Source organism: Paenibacillus oryziterrae, assembly GCF_042610485.1.
Lineage (GTDB): Bacteria > Bacillota > Bacilli > Paenibacillales > Paenibacillaceae > Paenibacillus_AQ.
In genome coordinates this window covers 37,379-45,522 of the sequence record NZ_JBGJZO010000029.1, presented here as the reverse complement: position 1 = coordinate 45,522, position 8,144 = coordinate 37,379, and the positions used below count along the sequence as shown (strand labels likewise).

Sequence of the window (8,144 nt, the reverse complement as noted above, 5' to 3'; positions counted from 1 at the left end):
CCCTTGCCTTAAGCTAATGGCTACTACTGCCTTCGCCATTCGGGACTTCAACCCTAGAGATAGCGCCCATGCTGGGCGCACTAAATAGAACCGCCCGGAGAATGTCCGGGCGGTTCGGGTATAAATATATATTATTGCAGGTATTTCATTGGGTTGATTGCAGAGCCGTTCTTGCGGATCTCGAAATGCAGGTGGGTACCCGTGGAACGTCCGGTGTTACCCATGATGCCAATCTTGGCGCCTTGCTCCAAACGCTGACCTTCACTTACAGAGATTTTGCTTAAGTGTCCGTAGTACGTTGTATAACCGTTCCGGTGATCGATAATAACCACATTGCCATAACCGCTTTGTTGACCTGCAAAGGTTACTGTTCCAGCATCTGAGGCCTTGATCGTACGGTTGCCCGATACGAGGTCTACCCCTTTATGCGTCCGGCCCCAGCGTTCGCCAAAGCTGCTGCTGATCGATGCTCCGACAACCGGCCATGCGAACATCCCGGAACCCTCACCAACTACTTTCGTTCCGCGGTATACAACCTCGGGTAACGATTCCTTAATAACCGTCTGCCCGAGCCACTCTTCCTGGACCACAAGACCATTTTCTTTGGTCAGGCGGTATTGCATTTCCTTCACACCGGTTTGTCCAGCCCGAACCACCTTGCTTTTGCCTGCTGCCATTTGATCGCTTTTGCGGACAATGACTTCCGGTTCAGTAACGACCGTCTCTGATACCGTTTCAACCGTCACTACCGTAACGGCTGGCTGCGGTACGGTCAATTGAAGCTCGTCCCCGATTTGCAGGGTCAATTCCTCCACAGCCGGATTGTTGCGGAAGATTTCCTTTTGGGTAAGTCCATACCTTGCTGCGATACCTGAAATGGTATCCCCTTCTTGAACGGTGTACACGAGAGGGGCTTCTTTGCCCTCAGTCATAGCCTTGACCGCTTCATCCAATGAAAGGATTTTGTTAGGATCAGCTTTAATCGGCACGATGGAGATATCCTCACGGATTTGGGCTGACTCCACCTTGTTCGAACCAGTAGCCGCCACAGATTTCGCCGTTGCCGCCGTCTTCTTCAATACCGCTCCAGAAGCAGCTTCAGCTTGTCCGGGTACATAATGCTTTTTAATTCCTTGTAGTACAGCATTCGCCGTCTCCTGATCTTTCACCACACCAACCGACTTACCGTCAACCATCAGCTGTACGCCCGTTGCATAAGCCTTCAGCATTCCATCCAGCTTGGCAATTGTTGCTTCGCTGTCAATCTCCGGTTTAAAAGCCTTCGTAACCTCGGTTGTAATGCCTGATGTCTGCAGAATCATGATGGCATCCGGATATTTCGCTTGATACTCCTGTTGCTTCTTTGCGAACAGCTTATCCAGCTCCGCTTTGTCGCTTACTGCCCCGATCTCTTGACCCTGCACCAGCACGCGGTAATACGATACCGTATTCGCGCCAACATACTGCTTCTCCGCTCCTACGAGAAACGTGGTCAGAAGCACAAGTCCTGCTGATGCCATCAACCAGTTGCGCCGCCGCTTCTTGTTCTTTTCTTGCCCGTGCATGTTGTCAGTACCTTCTTCGGTGTTACTGTCGTGCAGACTTTCCACGCCGGATCCTGCCCATGCCTTTAGGCTATTACGCAGCTTCCCCATCCCGCGCGTAAACTTAAATCCCTTCATGAAACTCTCCCTTTCAGCCACTCATACGTCCTATTCACTGACGGACAAGCCTGTAATGCGACCCCTTATATATATTCTGGCACATATTAATTGTGTGTATAGTAGAGTCTGATTCGTGATGTTATAGACCGCTATAAAAGTTACAAAAAATTAACCCATCGCGATCCTTGTCTACTGTACCATATTTAGGCGAATTGTTTCAACTTTGTAAAATGGAAAAAACCCGCCAATTTCGCGGGTTTTTTTGTAATTTCTGCGAATTAAACAGTTTCCCGGTGTCAAAAATGTGACATTAAACGGTTTTATTGACCTTCGGTCATATCAGGTGTAAGCATTTTCATTAGAATCTCATATTCATCTTTATCCACATACTTGGAGATGACCTGCTGGATCACTTCCACTTCCTGCTGTGTCAGTCCGTCCTCCATCGCTGTTGAAATATTCTGCATTTCAGCCTGCGGCAGCTTGTTCATCAGAATATTAAAAATATCGACCTTCTCCCCAGAGGGGATGTTCTCCTTCAAGGTACTCATTTCCTCCGGGGTCATGACCAGCTCCTGCTTAAGCGCGCTGTCACCTCCCGCCGTCTCCGTCGCCTCTTGACCCATGACAGGCAATGCATCCTGCGGAGCCGGATTATTCCCGGTTTCCTCCGTTGTCGATTTCTCCGTTGAACCGGCTGCGCTGTCTTCCTCCGTTGCCGGGCTATCTCCTGTCTTCGAGGAGTCTGGATCCGTACTATTGTTATCGTTCATTCCGGTTACACTTTTCAGGATGCCGGATAAACCGGAGACCGGGGTGTCCAGCTTAATATCAAAGCTTGAGAGCAGCGATTGAATATACGCATTTACTACGATACCTGTTGTCAAAACCGAAAGACTGCTCGCCAGCACGGCAATCAGGAGCACGCCAAGCGCACGTTTTACTAATCTCATCTTCTCTTCATCTCCCTTGCGTCGGTTCGTGTATTCACAGTATTGACCGTTACCAGGCGCGGGAAACCTCATAAGTCCTGCATAACAGGAAGAAGCCGTGTAATTTATCCGAAGAACATGGCCAACAACCTTCCTTGTAACAAAAAAAGAGACCCTTTGAGGGTCTCTTTCACAACTCTTGATATTATACGTACATTGGCATCACTTGATTGGTCTGCTCACGGTTCCGTCCTACGGAGAAGATCGCAATCGGAATTCCTGTCAGCTCAGAGACACGTTCTACATATTTACGAGTGTTCTCCGGCAGATCAGCAAGCGTCTTCGCAGAAGTAATATCCTCGCTCCAGCCTGGAAGCTCTTCATAAACAGCTTCGCATTCAGCCAGCATCTTAAGGCTTGCAGGATAGTGGGTGATGATCTCACCTTTGTATTTATATCCGGTACAGATCTTAACGGTCTCCAGTCCGCTGAGCACGTCAAGCGAGTTCAGGGACAAGCCGGTAATGCCACTGACGCGGCGGGCATGGCGGACAACGACACTGTCGAACCAGCCTACACGGCGTGCACGGCCGGTAACCGTTCCGTATTCATGACCTGTTTCACGGATGTAATCACCAATCTCATTGTTCAGCTCGGTCGGGAAAGGGCCATCTCCTACGCGGGTAGTATAGGCTTTTGCCACACCGATAACTTGTTTGATCTTGGAAGGTCCCACCCCGGATCCGATGCAGACACCGCCTGCAGATGGATTGGAAGAGGTTACGAACGGATACGTACCTTGGTCGATATCCAGCATAACACCTTGAGCTCCTTCGAAGAGCACCTTGCTGTCCGAATCAATAGCATCGTTCAAAATAACTGAAGTATCCGTCACATAATGACGCAGCACTTCCGCATACTCCAGGTACTGGGTCAGCACTTCTTCCACATCAAGCGCTTCCGCACCATACACTTGGGTAATCACCTGGTTCTTCTCTTGCATCAGATGGCGCAGTCTGAGTTCGAACTCTTCAGCATCCATCAGATCAGCGATACGAATACCGTTGCGTGCTGCTTTATCCATGTAGCAAGGGCCAATCCCTTTGCGTGTAGTACCGATCTTGTTGACACCCTTGCGGTCCTCTTCCAGTGCATCCAGCAGCATATGATATGGCATAATGACATGGGCACGGTCGCTAATTACCAGATTCTTCGTATCAAAACCGTTCTCATGGATATAATTAATTTCGTCGATCAGCGCGGCAGGATTGATAACCATACCATTGCCGATGACACAGGTCTTTTCTTTATAAAATACACCTGAAGGTATCAGGCTGAGCTTATACTTCTTACCGTCAATCAGAATCGTGTGACCGGCATTGTTTCCCCCTTGATAACGGGCGACCACATCTGCGCTCTCTGCCAGAAAGTCAGTGATTTTCCCTTTGCCTTCGTCTCCCCATTGTGTTCCCACGACGACTACCGTTGACATAATATTCATTCCTCCGTTGGTGCTGGCCTTAAGCATAAGCACCATTATTTTTCATAATATGGGCTCTTTACGTACTACTTATGTAGCAGCCCACCGGGTGCAAAAACGGTTTATCCCATTAAAGCACAATTATCAGTGTACCAGCCGCGATTTTTAAAGTCAAATAAAAACGAACGATTACACAGACAAATGTGCAATCGTTCGGAAATCGTCATTATTTTGTTTATCCTGCAAAAGGTTCGGCATGTGCTCGCTCGTAGTTGACGAACTTGTTGAAATTTTTCAGAAATACCAGCTCAACCGTTCCCACCGGACCGTTACGCTGTTTAGCGATAATAATTTCGATAATATTTTTCTTCTCGGATTCCTTGTCATAGTAATCGTCCCGGTACAGGAACGCTACGATATCGGCATCCTGCTCGATCGAACCAGATTCCCGAAGGTCACTCATCATCGGGCGTTTATCCTGCCGCTGCTCTACCCCCCGGCTTAACTGGGAGAGGGCAATAACAGGAACATCCAGCTCACGTGCAATCTGCTTCAGTGTACGCGAAATTTCGGATACTTCCTGCTGGCGGTTCTCGCCGGCCTTGCCGCGGCCCTGAATGAGCTGGAGATAGTCGATGACAATCATCCCAAGCCCCTTCTCCTTCTTGAGCCTCCGGCATTTGGCCCGGATATCGGTAACCGTAATACCTGGAGTATCGTCAATGTAGATTTCCGACTCGGAGAGCGACTGGATGCCCATCGTCAGCTTGGACCAGTCATCATCGCTTTTGAAGTCACCTGTCCGCATCAGGTTCGCATCCAGGTTGGCTTCGGCGCAGATCATCCGCTGTACCAACTGAGGCGCGGACATCTCCAGACTGAAGATAGCCACTGTCTCTTTGGCCCTTACGGCAACATTCTGGGCAATATTCAGCGCGAACGCTGTCTTTCCGACGGAAGGACGGGCAGCAACAATGATAAGGTCGTTGCGCTGGAAGCCATTCGTCATTTTGTCCAGATCCACGAATCCGGTCGGAATTCCTGACGTTCCACCCTTGTTCTGATGAAGCAGCTCTACCCGGTCAAATACCTGCATCAATACATCGCGAATAGCGATAAATCCGCTGCCGCTCCGCCGGTTGGAGATTTCCAGGATTCGCCGTTCGGCGTCGCTCAGCATATCACCTACATCTTCGCCGCCGGCATATCCTTCACTTACAATCTGCGTTGCCGTACGGATCAACCGCCGCAGCATCGCTTTTTCCTCGATAATCTGAGCGTAATATTCCACGTTGGCTGCAGTTGGCACCGCATGCGCCAGCTTGGCCAAATAGCTTACGCCGCCAATATCCTCAAGCTCACCCTTATCCTGCAGTCTGGAGGTCAGGGTAATGAGGTCAATCGGCTGGCTCTCTTCCCCAAGCTGTACCATCGCTTCAAAGATTAATTGGTGCGGCTTGTCATAGAAGTCTTCGGTGTTTACCCGCTCAAGGGCGGTAATTAACGCTTCATCCTGTAAGAGAACGGCTCCGAGCACCGCCTGCTCTGCTTCCAGATTTTGAGGTGGAATCCGATCAAAAAAGAGATCTCCACCCATATTACTCCTCTGTTACCTTAACCTTCAGCGAAGCCTTCACTTCAGTATGCAGCTTCACGGTAACCTGGAACTCTCCGATGTGGCGGATCGGATCGTGCAGCTCAATTTTGCGTTTGTCGATGGTGATTCCTTTAACCGATGCCAAAGTTTCGGCAATCTGCTTACTGGTAATGGCACCGAATAAACGTCCGCCCTCGCCGGCTTTAGCTTTCATGTCCAGAGTCAGCTCGTCCAGCTTCTGGCCAAGTTTCTTGGCTTCTTCCTTCTCATTGTCCTTCTTGCGCTTCTCAGCTGCTGCCTGATTCTCCAGCGTCTTCACGTTGCCGTCGGTTGCCGGACGCACCAGACCGCGCGGCAGCAGGAAGTTCGTTGCATATCCCTCAGATACTTCTTTAACCTGACCTTTTTTACCTTGTCCCTTAACATCTTGTAAGAAAATGACCTTCATTCGAATAGCCCCTCTTTCGCTTCTATTTCAGCCAGTACCTTAAGTAATCTGGCCTCTGCTTCTTTACTTGTTCCTTCAAGCTGTACAGCCGCATTGGACAGATGTCCACCGCCGCCCAGCTTCTCCATAACGACCTGAACATTCATCCGGCCAAGCGAACGGGCGCTTATGCCGATCAGACCATCTGTACGCTCACTGATGACAAATGAAGCCAGTACATTCGTCATACCCAGTAAGGTGTCAGCCGTCTGGGCGATAAGCAGCTGCGGGATTTTCATACCCGGTGCCGTTACGACAAGTGCGATATGATCATAGACCATTCGGGCATGCTTGATGATCTCTGCCTTCGACAGATACTCGTCCAGGTCTTCCTTAAGCATCCTCTGAATGAGGATCGTATCCGCGCCGATCCGGCGCAGGAACCCTGCCGCTTCGAACGTCCGAGATCCAGTATGAAGCGCGAACTGCTTCGTGTCTACGGTAATTCCTGCAAGCAGCATTGTCGCTTCGAGCGGACTAAGACGGACCTTCTCATGGATATATTGCAGCAGCTCTGTAACCAGCTCACAGGTGGAAGAAGCATACGGTTCCAGATAGACCAGGACAGCGTCATTAATAAATTCCTCGCCACGCCGGTGATGATCGACGACAACAATGCGACTAGCGTATTGAACCAGCCGCGGTTCCATTGTCATAGAGGCCTTGTGGGTATCTACCACAATCAACAGCGTATGCTCGGTCATAATCTGCAGGGCCTGCTCGGTAGAAATAAAGGTACCGTACAGTTCTTCATCCTTGCGGATTTCCTCCATCATCCGGGAGATAGACGGGTTCGTCCCCTCCGTAACGATGTTGGCTTCCACATTGTACATCTGCGCTGCTTTTAACAATCCGATAGCAGCCCCGATCGAATCAATATCAGGCGTCCGGTGCCCCATAATCAGTACACGGTCACTTTCCTGCATCAAATCACGAAGTGCATGGGCAATGACGCGGGCCCTTACCCGTGTCCGTTTCTCTGCGGCATTGCTCTTACCGCCATAGAAGGACAGCCGCTGGCCGGCCTTGACGGCTGCCTGGTCACCGCCGCGTCCCAGCGCCATGTCCAGACTGGACTGCGCTAAAGCTCCCAGCTCACTTGCGGATTCCGCACCAAAAGCGAGGCCGATACTGAGGGTCATTGGCACTTTCAGACCCGCTGTCATCTCCCGCACTTCATCGAGAATAACGAACCGGCTTTCTTCAAGCGCCTGCAGACTGCGGTGGTTCAGCATCATCAGATACCGCTCCGAGGAGAGACGCCGCAGATATACATCGAACTGCTTAGCCCATTCGGTAATTTCACTGGTTACCTTGGCAATGAGCGAGGTACGCTGCTGGTCATCCATCCCTTGAGCTGCCTCATCCAGATTATCCATCAGCAGGATGCCAAGTGCCAGCTTCTCTCCCTCATACCGCTCTCTTAGGACAACCAATTCTGTAATATCGTACATATACAGCAGCCGCTCACTGGGAATCAGGACAGCCTGATAGTGCCGCTCATCAACGGTCACTTCTACACGCTGGTCTTTCAAGGAATGATCCTTTAATGGAATATCCCTTCCGGCTTCCCTTTTTACAGGAACAGCGCTTTGCGGGGATGGGGCTAAATCCGGAAGCAATTCCGTAAGCAGTTCCCCAACCAGAGACTTCCGGGAGAAAATATCACCAGCGCTACGGTTATTCCACTCGACCGTGCGGTCCTCACTGTACAGAATAATGCCTAGAGGAAGCATGCTGACCGCTTCGCCCTCCACGCGCTTGATCCGGAAAGAAAGACCATTAATATACTCCACCAGATTGCGCCGGAAGAGCAGCTCCACTCTCAGCATAGTGAAACACAAGGTCCCGGCGAGAAACAGGCTGGCAACGCCCAGAACCCAGTTATAGACGCTCACTACTATAATCAGGATCAACAATAGCAGAAACGCCCAAACGGTGTGATAGCCGTGCCAGCGTCTTTGCAGAAATTTAGGCATGAACT

The 8,144-nt window shown here is 50.4% G+C and carries 6 protein-coding genes; all 6 read right to left on the bottom strand.

Annotation, left to right across the window (positions count from 1 at the left end; translation table 11 throughout):
• Nucleotides 1-131 precede the first annotated feature (131 nt).
• On the bottom strand, nt 132-1,682 hold the full coding sequence (locus ACAN55_RS21435; RefSeq protein ID WP_379137711.1) for a peptidoglycan DD-metalloendopeptidase family protein: 1,551 nt from the start codon (nt 1,680-1,682) through the stop codon (nt 132-134).
• A 302-nt stretch (nt 1,683-1,984) separates the two neighbouring features.
• Complete coding sequence (locus tag ACAN55_RS21430) at nt 1,985-2,617, bottom strand: hypothetical protein (RefSeq protein WP_379137708.1); 633 nt, start codon at nt 2,615-2,617, stop codon at nt 1,985-1,987.
• Between the two features lie 184 nt (nt 2,618-2,801).
• Nucleotides 2,802-4,088 (bottom strand): adenylosuccinate synthase, encoded by a 1,287-nt coding sequence (locus ACAN55_RS21425; RefSeq protein ID WP_379137705.1) that lies wholly within the window; start codon nt 4,086-4,088, stop codon nt 2,802-2,804.
• Nucleotides 4,089-4,311: 223 nt separating this feature from the next.
• On the bottom strand, nt 4,312-5,673 hold the full coding sequence (gene dnaB / locus ACAN55_RS21420; RefSeq protein WP_379137702.1) for a replicative DNA helicase: 1,362 nt from the start codon (nt 5,671-5,673) through the stop codon (nt 4,312-4,314).
• A gap of 1 nt (nt 5,674) precedes the next feature.
• Nucleotides 5,675-6,121, bottom strand: coding sequence for a 50S ribosomal protein L9 (rplI, locus tag ACAN55_RS21415; protein WP_379137700.1), 447 nt, complete (start codon nt 6,119-6,121; stop codon nt 5,675-5,677).
• Complete coding sequence (locus ACAN55_RS21410; RefSeq protein ID WP_379137697.1) at nt 6,118-8,139, bottom strand: DHH family phosphoesterase; 2,022 nt, start codon at nt 8,137-8,139, stop codon at nt 6,118-6,120. The genes rplI and ACAN55_RS21410 overlap by 4 nt, the downstream gene beginning before the upstream one ends.
• Nucleotides 8,140-8,144 lie beyond the last annotated feature (5 nt).

Coding starts and splice junctions, on each gene's coding strand:
- ACAN55_RS21435 (WP_379137711.1), bottom strand. CDS start 1,682: ATGAAGGGATTTAAGTTTACGCGCGGGATGGGGAAGCTGCGTAATAGC.
- ACAN55_RS21430 (WP_379137708.1), bottom strand. CDS start 2,617: ATGAGATTAGTAAAACGTGCGCTTGGCGTGCTCCTGATTGCCGTGCTG.
- ACAN55_RS21425 (WP_379137705.1), bottom strand. CDS start 4,088: ATGTCAACGGTAGTCGTCGTGGGAACACAATGGGGAGACGAAGGCAAA.
- dnaB (WP_379137702.1), bottom strand. CDS start 5,673: ATGGGTGGAGATCTCTTTTTTGATCGGATTCCACCTCAAAATCTGGAA.
- rplI (WP_379137700.1), bottom strand. CDS start 6,121: ATGAAGGTCATTTTCTTACAAGATGTTAAGGGACAAGGTAAAAAAGGT.
- ACAN55_RS21410 (WP_379137697.1), bottom strand. CDS start 8,139: ATGCCTAAATTTCTGCAAAGACGCTGGCACGGCTATCACACCGTTTGG.